The organism is Mumia spirodelae, from assembly GCF_050632745.1.
In the GTDB taxonomy this organism is placed as follows: domain Bacteria; phylum Actinomycetota; class Actinomycetes; order Propionibacteriales; family Nocardioidaceae; genus Mumia.
This window is the reverse complement of sequence record NZ_JBODSD010000002.1, coordinates 456064-472567: the sequence shown is the minus strand read 5'-3', so window position 1 is coordinate 472567 and position 16504 is coordinate 456064. Positions and strand designations below refer to the sequence as shown.

Here is a 16504-nt window from a genome sequence, read left to right as displayed (position 1 = left end):
ACGCTCACGTCGGCACACTAACGCAGGCGGACCCCGACCCCGGTAGATTGTCGGCGTGCCCAAGATCATCGGGGAGAGCCTCGCCGAGCACCGCGCCGAGACCCGGCGTCGGGTGCTCACGGCGTTCGGCGACCTCCTGAACGAGCGCGGGTACGACGCGGTGCGTCTGGCGGACGTGGCGTCGCGGGCGGAGATCGGCCGCACCGCCATCTACAACCACTTCGCCGACAAGGAGGCCGTCCTCCTCGCGTTCGCGATGGACGAGACGGAGCGCTACGTCGAGGCGATCCGGTCCGCGCTCGAGGAGGTCGAGGGCCCGGTCGAGCGGCTGCGCACGTACGTCCGCATGCACGTCGCGCTCTCCCGCGAGATGCACATGGGCCTCGGGCCGCAGCTCTACTCCGTGCTGTCGCGCGACGCGCTGCTCCACATGCGCGAGCACGTCATCGTCGTCGAGGACCTCCTGCGCGACGTGCTCGAGGACGGCATGGCCCAGGGGACGTTCGCCCTCGAGGACCTGCGGGCGACGACCGGTCTGGTGCTGGCGTGCCTGCAGAGCCGGCAGGTGACGCATCCCGAGACGCCCGAGCGGGACGCGGCGGTCGCGATGACGGAGCGGTTCGTGCTGCGCGCGGTCGGCGTGCCGTCGCTCTGACGCCAGCCCACGCCGTACGACGCCGTCCGCCGTACGGCCTGGACTCGGGTACCCCGTCGAACGCCGACTGCCCCGAGTCCCCACGCTCGGGGAGGTTCGCCTTCGCTCGGGTACCTCAGCGGAGCCGGTACGACGATGGACCCGACGCCCGCGCCGTCACGTGGCGCGAACGTCGGGTCCTCTTGTCGGGACCTGCGTCCTGACTAGTGGGTGACCTTCACCTTCACGGCCTTCTTCGCCGCGGTGTGGGTCGCGCTGCCGGCGTACGTCGCGGTCAGGGTGTAGGTGCCCTTCTTCTTGAGCTTGGGCAGCTTCACGACGACCTTGCCGTTGCGGACCGTCGCACGGACGGTCTTCTTGATGCCCTTGCCCTTGATGACGATCGTCACGCGACCGTTGGCCTTCGGGGTGCCGGACACCGTCACCGTCGCCTTGCCGGCCCCCTTGCGGGTCGGCTTCTTGGTGACCTTCACGGCCGCCTTGGTGCTGACCTTGGCGACGGCGAGGTTCCGGACCGACGTCGACGCCTTCACGACCTTCGCATCGGCGGGCGTGAAGCGGGCGGTCAGCCGGTGGGTGCCGACGGTCAGCGTCTTCGGCAGCACGAACGTGGCCTTGCCGCCGGAGACGCCCTTGACGCCGAGCGAGCGCGCCCCGTCGAGGAGCTGGACCTTGCCGGTGACGGCCTTGGAGGACTTCACCGTCACGGTGGCCAGGCCGCCGCGGCCGTACACGACCTTGACGGGCGCCGCGATCGCGGTCGTCGACGCGACGGCCGGGACCGGCTCCGGCTCGGGCTCCGGCTCGGGGTCGACGAAGGTGATCGGCGTGAACGTCTCGTACGCGGCGACCGTCTGGCCGTGGGCGCCGAAGGTGTAGACCCCGTAGCTGCCCTCGGTGGCGACGGCATCGACCTTGGACTTGTCGACCGTGATCGTCGTGCTGAACGTGCCGTCGGCGGAGATGCTCGCCTTCGGGACGTACGCCGCCCCCGGGAACTGCGCGGCGTTGAGCGCCACGCCCTCGGACGGCTTCCACGCCGCGGGCTGACGGCTGACGCCGGCGTACAGGCCGAACGTGCCGGCGTTAGGGTCGAACCCGGTCCCGGAGACGGTGATCTCGTGCTCACCCTCGGAGGAGATAGTGGTGTTGCTCAGCGTGACGGTCGGAGTCGGAGCCGGATCCTCGAACGTGATCGGCGTGAACGTCTCGTACAGCGGCTGCGTCGCGCCGCTGCCGGCGTAGGTGTAGATGCCCAGCTTGGCCAGCCTGTCGGGAGCGGCGTCGACGGCGGCCTTGGAGACGGTGAACGTCGTCGTGAAGGTGCCGTCGGCCTTGAGCTCGATCGCTCCTGCGGCGGCGCCACCGATGGTGGTCATGTCGGCCGAGGTCACGGCCCACTTCTGCGTGATCGCCTTGCGAGCGGTCGAGGGGGCGCCGGCACTGGGCTTCCAGCTGTCGGCGACGGTACCGAGCACGACGTACGCGCCTGCTGCCTTGCCCGCGAGCGGGGGGCGTGCGCCGGTCGCGAGGGCCGGGGCGAAGCCGGAGCCGGAGACGGTGATCTCGTGCTCACCGGTCGACGGGATCGTCGTGTCGCTGACCGTGACCTTCGCGGGGCTGGAGTAGCTGACCGTGAGCGGCAGCGGAGTCTTGTTCTTGTCGACCGAGCCACCGGTCGTGTACCAGTACGCCGCCTGCCCCGTCGGCTCGATGGCCGAGATGAACGTGGCCGGCCAGGCACCCCACCCGGCAGCGGTGCGGTTCTGCGGCGTGTTCGGCGAGTCGTAGGTGACGCCGCTGTACGCCGGGGTGACGGTGAAGCCGTTCTCGGTGACGTCGACGCCGCTCAGGGTTGCCAGCGTGACCTGCGTGTCCGGGAGGCTGGTCCACTCCGTCATGTCGTCCATGCTCGTGCCGTAACCGCCGACGGTGGCGGTGACCGTGCCGACGCCGTCATCGACGGTGAGCGTGGGGTCGGAGACGTAGAAGAAGGTCATGCCGGAGTAGCCGATCACCGTGAAGTCGCCGTCCCACGTGATGCTGGCGTCGTTCGCCGCGGCGTCCGCGGTTCCCGTGCCCTTCTTGATCGTGACCCGGTGGTCGCTGAAGACGTTCGAGGTCGGGGGTGAGATGCTCGCGCCCGTCGGGCTCGTCTTCAGGCCTTCCCAGGTCGCGGGCGCGTACCCGCCGTCGGCCGTCTTCTTCTGGATCTCGACGTTCCCGTTCGTCGCGCTCCAGTTGGCGGTGGTGCCGTTGTACCAGGTTGTCGCCGACGTCAGCGTCTGTCCGCCGGCGCCGGGGTTGCTGATCTTGCCGGCCGAGAAGAAGTTGGCGGTCTGGGGTGCGAAGCCCGCGTTGTTCGCCTCGTTGGACAGGCCCCAGGCGAAGACGGCGTCGGTCACCGGGCTGGGCGCGGCCTGCGCGGGCCCGGCCACGAGGACCAGGGAGCCCGCTGCGAGGGCGGTTGCGGCGGTGCCGGCGACAGCGCGCCGGAACCTCCGCGAGAGGGACGTGGACATGGTGCTTCCCTTCGTTTCTTTTCCGAGACGTGGTGCTCAGAGGGGTGGGGGTCAGGACGTGCGTCGGGTCAGGAGGCGCGAGCCGACCGTGACCAGGAGTGCTGCGACGGCCATCGCGCCGCCGGCCCACCAGGGCCATGACGGGGGCGAGGCGTCGAGTGGTTGCGCGACGGGGAGGACACCCTCGGTCGTGCCGACCGGGACGGCGGCGCCGACGACGGTGGCAGGCGCAGGCGCAGCGGCGGGCACGGCAGCCGGGGCGGCGGACGGGGTGCCCGTACCGGATCCGGTGCTCGCACCGGTGGACGGGCTGCCGGTGCTTGGGCCGCCGCTCGAGGCGTCGTCGCCCTTCGGCGCGGCGACCGGCTTGTCGGCGTCGTAGCTGAACGTGATCGGCAGCGCCGCCTTGAAGCGGTCCGTGGAGGCGCCGCTGGTGTACCAGTACGACGCGGTGCCGACCTTCTCCTGGAAGCGGAGGAACGACGTCGGGAACGCACCCCAGCCGGAGACCCCGCGCTGCTGGGCGACGGCGCCCGCCGGGGCGTCGTACCGGACCCCGGCGAAGCGGGGCGTGACCGTGAAGCCACGGGCGTTGCTCAGGCTCTTCACGGCGGCGTCGGCGAGCCGGACCTTCGTCGGCGCGAGCGCCTTCCACACCGAGGTGTTCTCCCGGTCGGTCGCGTAGCCGCCGAGCGTCGCGTCGATCCGCGCGGACCCGCCGCTGACGGTCAGGACCGGGTCGGTGACGGTGAAGTAGGACATCCCGCTGTACAGCAGGGCCGTGAAGGTGCCCTTCCACCGGATCGTCGCCGTCCGCTTCTTCGGGTCGACCGTGCCCTTGCCACCCTCGATGACGACCGTGTGGTCGCTCAGGAGGCCGTTGGTCGCGGCGCCGAGCGGCTGACCGTCAGGTGTCGTGCCGAGGCCCGACCACGTCGCGAGCCGGTGTCCGCCCGCGCTGGTCTCCTTCTCGATGCGGACGTTGCCGGAGGTGGCACGCCAGTCCTTCTGCGCGAGCGTCTGGCCACCCTTCCCGGGGTTCGGCACCGTCCCTGCCGAGAACATGTTGTAGGTCCCGGGCGCGAACGCGGAGTTGCTCATCTCCTGGTTGACGCCCCACCGCAGCTGGGCGTCGGAGACGGTGAAGGCCTTCGAAGCGGAGCCACCGCCGGAGCCACCGCCCGTACCGCCGCCTCCCTCGCCTCCGCCGGTCGACGGCGTCGGCACCGTCGGCGCCGGCGTGGTCGGCTCCGGGTCGACAGGCCCGCTGGGATCCTCGGGATCCTCCGGGAGGGTGTCGCCGAGCTCCCAGGCGAACGTGATCGGGAGCGGGGGCTTGTTGGCGTCGACCGAGCCGCCCGACGAGTACCAGTACGACGCGGAGCCGGCGTCGGCGAGCCATCCGATGAACGACGTCGGCCAGGAGCCCCAGCCGGGGTTGCTCGTGCTCTGGTCGACGGCGCCGTTACGGACACCCTCGTACGCGGGGGTGACCGTGGTGCCGTCGGCGTCGACGGAGACCGACGGCAAGGTCGCGAGCGTGACCTTCTTCGCGGGGACCGTGGTCCACACTGACGGGTCCGCGAGCGACGATCCGAATCCGCTCAACGTCGCCGTCAGCACCCCGCTGCCGTCCCGGCCGACGCTCAGCTCGGGATCGGAGACGAAGAAGAACGACATCCCCGAGTAGAAGACGACCGTGAAGTCGCCGTCCCAGGCGATCTTCGCCCGCCCGGTGTCAGGATCGGCCCAGCCGGAGCCCCCCGAGAGGACCACGCGGTGGTCACTGAAGACCTTGCTGGTGGGCGGGCTGATCGAGGCGCCGCTGGGCGACGTCTTGAGCCCGTCCCAGGTCGCCGGCGCGTACGACCCCGAGGCGGCCTTCTTCTCGATCGCGACGTTGCCGGCCGTGGCCTTCCACCCGGCAGGCTTCCCGTTGAGCCAGGTCGCGGCGTCCTTGAGCGTCTGGCCCCCGACGCCGGGGTCCGCGACCTTGCCCGCGGAGAGGAAGTTGTACGTCCCGGGGGCGAACGCTGCGTTGTTGGCCTCGTTCGAGACCCCCCAGCGCAGGGTGGCCCCGTCGATCTCGCGCGCGGTCGTGGCGTCGGCGGCAGCCGGGACCAGCGGGGTGACGAGCGCGACCAGCGCGACGGCCACGCCGAGGGCGATTCGGCGGATCATCGCGACACCCTCCCGCCCTGGGTGGGCTCGTCGACGGCGGTGTCCCCGCGCTCGAACGATGCCAGCGAGTCGGGGACGAGCGGGGCACCGTCCTCGGGGGCAGCGACCTGTTCGGTACGGCGCGCGCGGCGGCTGCGGCGTACCTGCAGGACGGCGCCGACGACCGCGCCGAGCAGGAGCAGCCCCGCTGCGGCGAGGAAGACCCAGGCCGCGGTCGACGGGCCCTCGTCTGCCCCCACGTCGGCGGCGGTCGCGTCCACCACCGCGGCGGCGGGCGCGATCGGGAAGGTGACCTCAGGAGCGGCGCCGCTGGCCGCGCCGGTCAGCCGCAGCACGTGGGTGCCGGCCTGCGTCGTCGCCGGGAGCTGGAGCACCCCCGCAACCTCGCCGGACTGCCCCGCCGACAGCGGTCCGACCGCGGCGACCCCGTCGTCGAGCGTGGCGACGACCTGCTCGCCCGGCGTGAAGCCCTTGCCGGTGAACGTGAGGACCCGCCCGACGACCGCGGTCGCACGGTCCACCCCGACCGTCGGCTTGCCCGTACGCACGGGGGTGGCCGCCGCCGGCGTACTCGAGGCAGCGTGGGGGGCGGCGCTCGGCGCGGAGGTCGCGGGCGCGGCGGCGGCCCCCGACCCCGACCCAGCGACGAAGCGCACCGGAGTGAACGTCTCGTTGCGGGGGTTCTTGATGCCGTGGGCGCCGATCGTGATGACACCGCAGGTGACCTGGGTGCAGTCCACGTCGACGGCGCTGCCGGAGCGGTCGACGGCCTGGAACCGGGCGCCGGGCACGCTCACCGTGGTGCTCCAGCCACCCGAGGCGCTCATGGTGCCGTTGGCCGAGTCGGCCGTGTCCGCGCCGGGGAAGGCGATGAAACGCTGGTGCCCGGCGTTGTCGGCGCTCTCGCTGTCGGGGACGTAGCGGTAGTCGTCGCCGGTGGTGCCGCCCTTCGACGGCTTCCACGCGCCGCCCTCGGGGTCGGACACCCACCCGAACGCGACGTAGATGCCGCCCGCTCCGCCCTTGATCGACTGGAACCCGCGCCCGGTCACGGTCAGGGTGGTCGCGCCGTCGACCGCCGCGGTGGACGCGCCGTCGCCGTTGGAGACGGTGATGCGGGCGGCCGCACCCGCGGGGGCCGCGGTGAGCCCGACCGTCGGGACGGCGAGGGTGACGGCCACGCCCAGGGCGGCGAGCCGAGTCGTGCGGGTCATCGGACGACCTCCTCGACGGGGGTCCGCAGCGGGGTGACCACGAGGTCGCCGGTGCGCGGGTGGGTGAAGACGTCGACCGGGTGGCCGTAGACGTCGGACAGCAGCTCGGGTCGCATCACCTCGAGCGGTGGCCCGTCCGCGCGGACCCGGCCCTCGGCGAGGACGCAGACGCGGTCCGCGTAGGCGGCGGCCAGCGAGAGGTCGTGCAGGACGGCGACGACGGCACGGCCTTCGCGGGCGAGCCTGCGCGCCTCGGTGAGCAGGGCCTCCTGGTGCGCGATGTCGAGCGCGGCGGTCGGCTCGTCGAGGAGCACGATCGGGGCCTCCTGCGCCATCACGCGGGCGAAGCTCGTACGCCCCTTCTCGCCGCCGGACAGCGTCGGGAAGCGGCGCGACGCGAGACGCTCGACGTCGGTACGGCGCATCGCGTCGGCCACGACGGCCTCGTCCGCGTCGGACTCGTCGCGACCGTGCCACGGGGCCCGGCCCATCGCGACGACCTCGGTGACCGTGAACGGGAACGACAGCCGGTGCTCCTGGAGGAGGACCGAGCGGCGTCGCGAGAGCTCGCCGGCGCGCCGGGACGCGAGCGGCTCACCGTCGAGCAGCGCTCGTCCCCGGGTCAGTGCGACGTCGCCGGCCAGCACACCGAGGAGCGTCGACTTGCCGGCGCCGTTCGGTCCGACGAGGACGAGCAGCTCGCCCGGGCGTACGTCGAGGTCGACCTCGCGAAGGATCTTCGCCGGGCCGTACTCGACGCAGGCGCCGATGACCTGGAGGATCGTGCGCGTCGTCGGCGCGGGCGTGGCGCTCATGCCCAGCCCCCTGCCGTACGACGGGTGCGGCGCAGCAGCCAGAAGAACATCGGCCCACCGATCAGCGAGGTGAGCATGCCGATCGGCAGCTCGGCGTACGGGACGGCGGTGCGGGCGACGAGGTCCGCGGCAAGCAGCAGGACGGCGCCGCCCAGGACGCTGGCCGGCAGCAGGAGCCGGTGGCCCGGTCCGACGACCATGCGCATGAGGTGCGGCACGACGAGGCCGACGAACGCGATGATCCCGCAGAACGCGACGGCCGCCGCGGTGAGGAGCGCGACCAGCGTGATCGCGCCGATGCGCAGGCGCTCGACGTCGACGCCGACGTGCCGGGCGGCCCGGTCGCCGAGCGCGAGCAGGTCGAGCTTGCGGCTCAGCAGCAGGGCGCCGGTCACGCCGACCACGGCGAGCGGCGCGACCACCCAGACGTACTGCCAGCGGGTCCCGTTGAGCGACCCGAGCTGCCAGAACACGATCTCCTCACGGGCCTGGGTGTCGGCGAGGAACATCATCAGCGCGAGGAGCGCGCCGGTGACCGCGTTGACCGCGATGCCGGTGAGTACGAGCGTGACGACCTCCGTCCGCCCGTCGGAGCGCGAGAGCAGGTAGACGGCGACGGTGGTGATGAGCCCGCCGACGAACGCGAGAGCGGGGACGGTCCAGGTGCCGAGCGCGGCGAAGCCGAAGACCATCGCGCAGGCCGCGGCCACCGCGGCCCCGGAGGACACACCGATCACGCCGGGCTCGGCGAGCGGGTTGCCGAAGACTCCCTGCATCAGCGCGCCGGCGGCCGACAACGAGGCGCCGACCAGGATCGCCATCGCGACGCGGGGGAAGCGGATGCTCCACAGCGCCGCGTCGCCCTGCGGGTGCGTCGGCATCGGCCCGACGTCGATGCCGATCCGGTGGAGGAACGAGCCGAGCACCTCGGCGGGAGGGATCGCGAGCTGTCCGGTCCCCGCGGAGACGAGCGCCAGCACGACGAGGGCGACGGACAGGCCGCAGAACAGGACGACCGTCGCGCTCAGCCGGAACCGCGCCGAGACGGTGGGGTCGACGACCGTCATCGCAGCGACTCCGGCGCGTACATCGCGACGGCGAGGGCGTTGATCACGTCGGCGCTGCGCGGTCCGAAGCTCAGGATCTGGCTGTCGGGCATCGTGATGAAGCGGCGGTTCTGGCCCGCTGGGGTGTTGGCGAGGGCGGGGTAGCGCTCGAGCAGCCCGTCCACGCCGCCCGCCGAGTCGAGGCCCTTGCTCATCATGAGGATCGCGTCGGGCTGCGCGGCGACGATGCCTTCGTCGTTGAGCGGCTTCATGCCCTTCCAGCCGATCTCCTTCGAGACGTCGTACGCCCCCGTGGCCGAGATCAGCGCGTCGGCGCCGGACCCCTCACCGAACATGTAGTAGACGCCGCTCTGCCCCCGGACGTAGAGGAAGACGGTGCGGAGCTGGTCCTGCACCGCCGAGGGTGCCTTCTCGGCGACGGTCGCGCGGACCGCCGCGACCTCGTCGGCCGTCCGCTTCGCGAGCTGCTTGCCGACCTGCGGGACACCGAGCGCGGTGGCGACCTGGTCGGTCAGCTCCGCGACGTTGTCGAGGTTGCGCTTGCTGTCCACGACGACGACCGGAACTCCCGCGTCGCGGACCTGCTCCACGACGTCCCAGGGGCCGAGCGAGGTGTCGGTGATGATGAGGTCGGGGGAGAGGTCGAGGATCGCCTCGCCGTTGAGCTCGTGCCCGTTGTGGGTGACGAGCGGGAGGTCCTGGGCCTGCGTGAACTGGGTCGAGATGTCGCGCCCGACGAGGAGGTCGCCGAGGCCGAGCTCGAAGACGATCTGCGACAGCGTCCCGTACTGGTCGAGCGCGAGGACGCGCTCGGCGGACTTCACCGTCGTCTTCGTGCCCTGGGCGTCGGTGAGCGTGACCGGGAACGCCTGCCGCGGGTCGTCCGTGACGGGCTCGGGCTCCTCGGCGCCGAGGTCGACCGCGACCTCGCCGGAGAGCGACTTCGGGTCGTCGGAGACGGTGACGGCGCTGAGCGGCGGGATCGTCGTCACCGCGTCCTGGCTGCCGGTGTCGCTGTGTCCGGCGGGCCCGCAGCCGGCAGCGAAGAGGCCGGAGACGCAGAGGAGGGCGACGGTGATCACACGACGGCGTTGCACGGGGACTGCTCCGTTTCCGAGGGAAGTCAGGTTTACCTAACCTCGATGGAACGTAGCATAGGTAAGCCTTGCCTCGCTAGCAGATCCGGGGTTAAAGTGACGCAACGTCACGTTGGTCCTGACGCGATGTCCTGTCGATGATGACAGTGTGTCATATTGTTCGGGACGTCCCTGTCCACCCCTCGCCCACCTCGTGGAGGCCCCTCGATGACCGTCACTGCCGCGCAGGAGACCGTCCCCAGCACCGCGCTCTCGACCCTCATGCGGGAGGGATCGCGCGCCGAGCACACCTCGGCCGAGAACTCGAGCTTCATGTCCGACCTCCTCGAGGGGCGCTCGTCGGTCGAGCGCTACGCGGTCTTCCTGCGTCAGCTCGCCGTCGTCTACGAGGCGATCGAGTCCGTCGGCGACGCCCTCGCCAGCGACCCCGTCGGATCGGCCGTCGTCGACGCGGCGCTCGTCCGCTCGGCGGCGATCGAGGCCGACCTTCGGTTCATCGCCGGTGAAGACTGGCGCGAGATCCCCGTCGGTGCGGCCGCGACGGCGTACGCCTCCCAGGTCCGCGAGACGACGGGAGACCCGGTCCGTTTCGTGGCGCACCACTACACGCGATACCTGGGAGACCTGTCGGGCGGCCAGGCGATCGGGCGGATCCTGCAGCGCGAGTACGGGCTCACCGAGGGGGGCGTCACGTTCTACGACTTCCCGCTCGTGCCGAAGCCGAAGCTCTACAAGGACGCCTACCGGGCACGGCTCGACGCTCTGCCGCTCGACGACACCGCGAAGCAGCGGGTGGTCGACGAGGTCAAGGCGGCGTTCGCCCTGAACGAGGCGCTCTTCGCCGAGATGGCCGCCTGAGCGACGAGCGCCACACCGGGCGCCGGGGCCCGAACGCCGCCGCGTGCCGGTCGCCGCAGGTGCGAGACAATGACGGCGTGAATCGCGTCGTGATCGTCGGTGGTGGACCTGGTGGGTACGAGGCTGCGCTGGTCGCGGCACAGCTCGGGGCGGAGGTCACCGTCGTCGAGCGCGACGGCCTCGGCGGCTCGACCGTCCTCACCGACTGCGTGCCCAGCAAGACCCTGATCGCCACGTCCGACCTCATGACCGACGTGTCCGGCTCCGACGAGCTGGGCATCGTCGGGTCTGGCGCCACTTCCGTCGACCTGATGCAGGTCAACCAGCGGGTGAAGCGTCTCGCCGTCGCGCAGTCCGATGACATCCGCCGCCGCGTCGAGCGGGAGAACGTGCAGGTCATCGCCGGGACGGCGCGCCTCGACGGACCGGAGACGGTGCTCGTCGAGCGGGCCGACGGCGGCGCCGACGAGCTGCACTCGCAGATCGTGCTGCTGGCGACCGGCGCCCACCCGCGCGTCGTGGACACCGCGATCCCCGACGGCGAGCGCATCCTGACCTGGGAGCAGGTCTACGAGCTCGACGAGCTCCCCGAGCACCTGATCGTCGTCGGGTCCGGCGTCACCGGTGCGGAGTTCGCAGGGGCGTACAAGGCCCTCGGCAGCCAGGTCACGCTCGTCTCCAGCCGCGACCGGGTGCTCCCGGGCGAGGACTCCGACGCGGCCGTCGTGCTGGAGGAGGTCTTCACGCGGCGCGGCATGAACGTGCTGTCCCGCTCGCGCATGGAGTCCGTCGAGCGCAAGGGCGACTCCGTCGTCGTCCGCCTCACCGACGGCCGCGAGGTCGAGGGCTCGCACTGCCTGCTCGCGCTCGGGTCGATCCCCAACAGCGCGGACCTCGGGCTCGAGTCGGCCGGCGTCAACGTCGACTCCGGCGGCTTCATCGAGGTCGACCGGGTGTCGCGGACGTCGGCGCGTGGCGTGTACGCGGCCGGCGACTGCACCGGCGTGCTGATGCTCGCGTCCGTGGCCGCGATGCAGGGCCGGATCGCGATGGCGCACGCGCTCGGCGACGCGGTGCACCCGCTGCGGCTGCGTACGGTCGTCTCCAACGTCTTCACCGCCCCCGAGATCGCGACCGTCGGCATCAGCCAGAAGGACGTCGACGCCGGCGAGGTGGACGCGGAGACCGTCACCCTGCGCCTGTCGGGCAACCCGCGGGCCAAGATGCAGGGTGTGCGCGACGGCTTCGTCAAGCTGTTCTGCCGTCCGGGTGGCGGAGCCGTGATCGGCGGTGTCGTGGTCGCGCCGCGGGCGTCGGAGCTGATCCACGCGGTCTCGCTCGCCGTCTCGACCGGGCTCACGACCGACCAGGTCGCGAACGCCTTCACCGTCTACCCGTCGATGAGCGGCTCCGTCGCCGAGGCCGCCCGCCGCCTGCACCAGCCCCGCTGACGCCTTGTCCCGCCCGCCCCCTCCCGCCCCGTCCCCGTTTCGAAGGGTTCGGGTTGGTTCGCGCCGGCCGGAATCAACGCCAACCCTTCGAAACGCGGACGGGACGGGGCGGGGCGCGGACGCGGGCTCAGGCGAACCAACGCGTCCACATCGCGTTGAACTGCGGGCGCGGGCCGTCGTACCCGTTGTCGCGCAGTGCCCCGTCGACCCGCCAGACGATCGACTTCGTGTTCGTCAGGTCGTCCTCGAGCACGACGATGACGGTCCACCCGAGACGCTCGAGTGCCTCGCGCCGCGTCCGGTCGCGGGCGCGCTGCTTCTTCGAGCGCTCGTGCCACGCGCCGTCGTACTCGACGATCACGCGGAAGCGCCAGTAGACGAGGTCGCATCGCGCCACGAACCGGCCCTCGGGATCGAGCACGTCGGGATTCGTATCTGGCTCCGGCAGCCGGGCGAACACCAGCATGAGTCGTACGAGAGTCTCCATCGGCGACTCCACGCGCTCACGCACGTACGCGAAAGCGCGCCGTGCCCGGACGACACCGTGGATGTGGGTGTCGTCGAGGTACGCCGCCAGCTGACTCAGCGTCGTATGGCCCGCGTGGACGAGATGGTCCGCAGCCTGGACCAGCTCGGGCAGGGTGAGGCGCAGCGCCGAGCAGTCGACGTACGTGCGATCTGGTCCCGTGCACGCGAGGCATTCCCGTACGTACGCCCGTAGCCGCCCGCGCCGGCGATGGAGTCGGATGCCGTCACGCTCGGTGACCAGTGAGGAGTTCGTCGAGAAGTGCAGCGGATACAGCTGTCGGATCTCCAGGCCCCACAGCCGCAGGGCCGTCAGGTGGCTGACCAGCGCGTCGCTGGGGAGTGCGAGCAGGGCCGCGCCGATCCGTACGACGAGGGTGAGCGGCAGGTCAGCGCAAACGTAGATCCCGCGGTGCAGCCGGAGGAACCGGCGTCCGCGCAGCTGCTGGGGCGTGACGCCGAGGCGGCCCGCGTGACCCGTCGTGAACGGACGGCAGCGAAGTTCGTGAGGGATGGGCTTCATGCCCTCCAGGTGGGTCCTCGGCGTCCGTTCGGGACACGCGGACCCGGTGCCTGGGGAGAACCCGTCCGCGTTGCGAAGGGTTGTGCGTGGTTCCGCTGTGGCAGAACCAACCGCAACCCTTCACAACGGGGACGGGGCGGTGCGGGACGGGGCGGGAGGGCGGACGGGGGGCTAGCCGAGGACGAGGAGCAGGTCGCCGCCTTCGGACTGGCGCGGGCCGTCGATCACGAGGCGCGACACGGTGCCGCCGTTCGGTGCGGTGATCGACGCCTCCATCTTCATCGCCTCGATCGTCGCGACCTGCTGCCCCGGCTCGACGGTGTCGCCGACAGCGACCGACGGAGTCACCACGCCGTCGAACGGGACCGCGACGTGCAGCGGGTCGGACGGGTCGGCCTTCTCCGCGGTCACGACCTCGCTGGCCACCGAGCGGTCGCGCACCGTCACCGGACGGAGCTGGCCGTTGAGGGTGCACAGCACGTTGCGGAGCCCGCGCGCATCGGCGTCGCTGATCGCCTCCAGCCCGAGGATGAGCGTCTTGCCCTCCTCGAGCGCCACCTCGACGTCGGCGCCGGGACGCAGCCCGTACCAGTACGCCTCGGTCGGCAGGACCGACAGGTCGCCGTACTCGCCCCGCGCCTGCTCGAAGTCGCGCGTCGGACCGGGGAACAGCAGCCGGTTGAGCGTCGGACGCGGGTCCGCTGCGAGACCGTCGCGGTCACCCGCCGCGAGCTCGGTCTCGCCGAGCTTGACCGTACGACCCTGGAGCGCCTTGGTGCGGAACGGCTCGGGCCAGCCGCCCGGCGGGTCGCCGAGCTCGCCGGCGAGGAACCCGATCACCGAGTCGGGGATGTCGAACGCCTGCGGGTTGTCGGCGAACTCCTTCGGGTCCGCGCCGACCGCGACGAGGTGGAGCGCCAGGTCGCCCACGACCTTCGAGGACGGGGTCACCTTCACGATGTCGCCGAGGATCGCGTTCGCGGCGGCGTACATGTCCTCGATCTGCTCGAAGCGGTCCCCGAGCCCGAGCGCGATCGCCTGCTGCCGCAGGTTGGAGAGCTGGCCGCCGGGGATCTCGTGCCGGTACACGCGTCCCGTCGGCGACGGCAGGCCGGCCTCGAACGGCGCGTAGAGCTTGCGCACCGCCTCCCAGTACGGCTCGAGGTCGTTGACCGCCTGCAGCGACAGGCCCGTCGTACGGTCCGTGTGGTCCGTGCTCGCGACCAGCGCCGACATCGGCGGCTGCGAGGTGGTCCCGGACAGCGAGGCCGACGCGGTGTCGACCGCGTCCACCCCGGCGTCGATCGCGGCGAGCAGCGTCGCGAGCTGGCCGCCGGCGGTGTCGTGGGTGTGCAGGTGGACCGGCAGGTCGAACCGCTCGCGCAACGCCGTCACGAGCCGCGCCGCGGCCGGCGCCCGCAGCAGGCCTGCCATGTCCTTGATCGCGAGCACGTGCGCACCGGCCTCGACGATCCGCTCGGCCAGCCGCAGGTAGTAGTCGAGCGTGTAGATCGGCTCGTCCGGGTCCATCAGGTCACCGGTGTAGCAGAGCGCGACCTCCGCGACCGCGGTGCCGGTGGCGCGGACCGACTCGATCGCCGGCCGCATCTGCGCGACGTCGTTGAGCGCGTCGAAGATCCGGAACACGTCGATGCCCGTCGCGGTCGCCTCGGCGACGAACGCGTCGGTGACCTCGGTCGGGTACGGCGTGTAGCCGACCGTGTTGCGCCCGCGCAGCAGCATCTGGAGGCACACGTTGGGGATCGCCTCGCGCAGCTCCGCGAGGCGCTGCCACGGGTCCTCCCTGAGGAACCGCAGCGCCACGTCGTACGTCGCCCCGCCCCATGCCTCGATCGACCACAGCTGCGGCGTGGTGCGCGCGACGACCGGGGCGGCCGCGAGCAGGTCGAACGTCCGCACCCGGGTCGCGAGCAGCGACTGGTGCGCGTCGCGGAAGGTCGTGTCGGTGACGGCGACCTGGGTCTGCTCGCGCAGGTTCCGCGCGAACGCCTCGGGCCCGACCTCGAGCAGCTGCTGGCGCGTGCCCGCCGGAGCCGCCGTGCCGCGGTCGATCGCGGGCAGCTTCTCGCGCGGGTCGAGCAGGTCCGGCGCTGGACCGTGCGGGCGGTTCACCGTCACGTCCGCGAGGTAGCTCAGCAGCTTGGTACCGCGGTCGGCCGACGGCTGCGTGTCGAGCAGCTCGGGATGACGCTCGATGAACGACGTCGTCACGCCTCCCGCCACGAACTCGGGGTTGCTCAGCACCGCCTGGAGGAACGTCAGGTTGGTCGTCACGCCGCGGATCCGGAACTCGGCGATCGCGCGCCGCGCCCGCTCCACCGCCGCCTCGAAGGTGCGACCGCGGCACGTGAGCTTGGTGAGCAGCGAGTCGAAGTAGGCGCCGATCTCCGTGCCCGAGTAGGTGGTGCCGCCGTCGAGGCGCACGCCGGCACCGCCGGGGGAGCGGTACGTCGTGATGCGACCGGTGTCCGGACGGAACCCGTTGGCCGGGTCCTCGGTCGTGATCCGGCACTGCATCGCCGCGCCGCGGATCGTGATCGCGTCCTGCCGCAGCCCGAGGTCGGCGAGCGTCTCCCCGGAGGCGATGCGTAGCTGCGCCTGGACGAGGTCGACGTCGGTCACCTCCTCGGTGACCGTGTGCTCGACCTGGATGCGCGGGTTCATCTCGATGAAGACGTAGTTGCCCTGCGGGTCGAGCAGGAACTCGACCGTGCCCGCGCAGGTGTAGCCGATCGACCGGGCGAACGCGACGGCGTCGGCGCACATCCGGTCGCGGATCGCCGGGTCCAGGCGCGGCGCGGGAGCGATCTCGACCACCTTCTGGTGGCGCCGCTGGACGGAGCAGTCGCGCTCGTAGAGGTGGATCACGTCGCCGGTCGCGTCGGCGAGGATCTGCACCTCGATGTGCCGGGGGTCGACGACGGCCTGCTCGATGAAGCAGGTCGGGTCGCCGAACGCGCCCTCGGCCTCACGCATGGCGGCCTCGACGGCCTCGCGCAGTGCTCCGGGCTCCTCGACGCGCCGCATGCCGCGTCCGCCGCCACCGGCGACGGCCTTGACGAACAGCGGGTACGGCAGGGCCTCCGCCGCGGCCACCAGCTCGTCGGCGTCGCGGCTCGGGGGGACCGAGGCCAGCACCGGCACGCCGGCCGCACGCGCCGCCTCGATCGCGCGCGCCTTGTTGCCGGTCAGGCGCAGCACGTCTTCCGACGGGCCGACGAACGTGATGCCGGCCTGCGCGCAGGCGCTGGCGAGGGCAGGGTTCTCCGACAGGAACCCGTAGCCGGGGTAGACGGCGTCAGCACCGGCGCGTACGGCGGTGGCGACGATCTCGTCGGGGTCGAGGTAGGCGCGGACAGGGTGGCCGACCTCGCCGATCTGGTAGGCCTCGTCGGCCTTCAGGCGATGCTCGGAGCCGCGGTCCTCGTACGGGAACACGGCGACGGTTCGCGCGCCGAGCTCGTAGGCGGCGCGGAAGGCACGGATCGCGATCTCGCCACGGTTGGCGACGACGACCTTGCGGAACATGGGGGTACTCCGATCGGGAGTGCGTCAGGTCCGTCGGTCGCCACGTC

Annotated in this window: 11 protein-coding genes; 3 read left to right on the top strand and 8 right to left on the bottom strand. The window is 71.9% G+C overall.

Annotated elements, in window-relative coordinates; translation table 11 throughout:
- The first annotated feature begins 55 nt into the window (after positions 1–55).
- Positions 56–655 (top strand): TetR/AcrR family transcriptional regulator, encoded by a 600-nt coding sequence (locus ACQSSQ_RS11835; RefSeq protein ID WP_431327280.1) that lies wholly within the window; start codon positions 56–58, stop codon positions 653–655.
- 203 nt (positions 656–858) lie between these two features.
- Here the strand turns inward: ACQSSQ_RS11835 and ACQSSQ_RS11830 are convergent, their stop codons facing one another.
- Genes ACQSSQ_RS11830 through ACQSSQ_RS11805 form a run of 6 tightly spaced genes read right to left on the bottom strand, consistent with a single transcriptional unit; the run spans position 859 to position 9551 of the window.
- On the bottom strand, positions 859–3177 hold the full coding sequence (locus ACQSSQ_RS11830; protein WP_431327279.1) for an Ig-like domain repeat protein: 2319 nt from the start codon (positions 3175–3177) through the stop codon (positions 859–861).
- Between the two features lie 51 nt (positions 3178–3228).
- On the bottom strand, positions 3229–5358 hold the full coding sequence (locus ACQSSQ_RS11825; RefSeq protein WP_431327278.1) for a hypothetical protein: 2130 nt from the start codon (positions 5356–5358) through the stop codon (positions 3229–3231).
- Positions 5355–6572 carry a hypothetical protein gene (locus ACQSSQ_RS11820; RefSeq protein ID WP_431327277.1) on the bottom strand — a complete coding sequence of 406 codons (1218 nt, stop codon included), beginning with the start codon at positions 6570–6572 and terminating at the stop codon, positions 5355–5357. Before ACQSSQ_RS11820 ends, ACQSSQ_RS11825 begins: the two co-directional genes overlap by 4 nt.
- Complete coding sequence (locus ACQSSQ_RS11815; protein ID WP_431327276.1) at positions 6569–7387, bottom strand: heme ABC transporter ATP-binding protein; 819 nt, start codon at positions 7385–7387, stop codon at positions 6569–6571. The genes ACQSSQ_RS11820 and ACQSSQ_RS11815 overlap by 4 nt, the downstream gene beginning before the upstream one ends.
- Positions 7384–8454: a FecCD family ABC transporter permease gene (locus ACQSSQ_RS11810; RefSeq protein ID WP_431327275.1), complete on the bottom strand. Its 1071-nt coding sequence runs from the start codon at positions 8452–8454 to the stop codon at positions 7384–7386. Before ACQSSQ_RS11810 ends, ACQSSQ_RS11815 begins: the two co-directional genes overlap by 4 nt.
- Positions 8451–9551 (bottom strand): heme/hemin ABC transporter substrate-binding protein, encoded by a 1101-nt coding sequence (locus tag ACQSSQ_RS11805; RefSeq protein WP_431327274.1) that lies wholly within the window; start codon positions 9549–9551, stop codon positions 8451–8453. Before ACQSSQ_RS11805 ends, ACQSSQ_RS11810 begins: the two co-directional genes overlap by 4 nt.
- Before the next feature lie 207 nt (positions 9552–9758).
- Here ACQSSQ_RS11805 and ACQSSQ_RS11800 point away from each other — a divergent pair, with 207 nt between their 5' ends.
- Both ACQSSQ_RS11800 and ACQSSQ_RS11795 read left to right on the top strand, forming a co-directional pair.
- Entirely contained in the window at positions 9759–10409 is a 651-nt protein-coding gene (locus tag ACQSSQ_RS11800) for a biliverdin-producing heme oxygenase (protein ID WP_431327273.1), read from the top strand.
- A 77-nt stretch (positions 10410–10486) separates the two neighbouring features.
- Complete coding sequence (locus ACQSSQ_RS11795; protein WP_431327272.1) at positions 10487–11860, top strand: NAD(P)H-quinone dehydrogenase; 1374 nt, start codon at positions 10487–10489, stop codon at positions 11858–11860.
- A 127-nt stretch (positions 11861–11987) separates the two neighbouring features.
- Here the strand turns inward: ACQSSQ_RS11795 and ACQSSQ_RS11790 are convergent, their stop codons facing one another.
- On the bottom strand, positions 11988–12908 hold the full coding sequence (locus tag ACQSSQ_RS11790; RefSeq protein WP_431327271.1) for a DUF559 domain-containing protein: 921 nt from the start codon (positions 12906–12908) through the stop codon (positions 11988–11990).
- A 171-nt stretch (positions 12909–13079) separates the two neighbouring features.
- Positions 13080–16457 (bottom strand): pyruvate carboxylase, encoded by a 3378-nt coding sequence (locus ACQSSQ_RS11785; RefSeq protein WP_431327270.1) that lies wholly within the window; start codon positions 16455–16457, stop codon positions 13080–13082.
- Positions 16458–16504: the final 47 nt, after the last annotated feature.